This is a genomic window from Acetobacter tropicalis, from assembly GCF_001580915.1.
Classification (GTDB): Bacteria; Pseudomonadota; Alphaproteobacteria; order Acetobacterales; family Acetobacteraceae; genus Acetobacter; species Acetobacter tropicalis.
Map to the genome: position 1 here is coordinate 1 of NZ_LHZQ01000009.1, position 562 is coordinate 562.

At 58.0% G+C, this 562-nt stretch carries 1 protein-coding gene; it reads left to right on the forward strand.

Features of this window, described 5'->3' with window-relative positions:
- Nucleotides 1-562, forward strand: a 562-nt coding sequence (locus tag AD944_RS00045; RefSeq protein WP_156477204.1) for an IS110 family RNA-guided transposase, incomplete at its 3' end; no start/stop codon positions are given.

The following is a 562-nucleotide window of genomic DNA, read 5'->3' on the forward strand; positions in this document are numbered from 1 at the left end:
ATGTCCCAGTTGATCCGTATTGGCATGGATACGTCGAAAAAAGTGTTCCAGCTTCATGGCGTGGATGCCGATGAGCGGGTTGTTCTGAGCCGGAAACTGAGCCGACATCAGATGATCCGGTTTTTCGCGAACCTTCCGCCCACAGTAATTGGCATTGAAGCCTGTGGAGCGTCCCATCACTGGGCCAGAACCCTTGGTGCACTTGGCCACGAGGTGCGGCTGATGGCGCCACAGCTTGTCAAACCCTACGTCAGACGCAGCAAGAATGATGCGGCAGATGCCGAGGCCCTCTGTGAGGCGATGAGCCGGCCGACCATGCGTTTTGTACCTGTCAAAACCGTTGGGCAGCAGGCAGCCCTCATGCTTGTCGGCATGCGGGAGCGGCTCATTGGCAGGCGGACCCAGCTGGCCAATTCCATTCGGGGCTATGCCGCAGAATTTGGAGTGACCGCCCCTGTGGGTCTCTCCCGTGTGGCCCCGTTCCTTCAGCAGATTGCGTCTGAAGAAACGCTGCCACCTCTCGCACGTGATCTGTTTGCGCAGATGGCAGAAGAGTATGAAG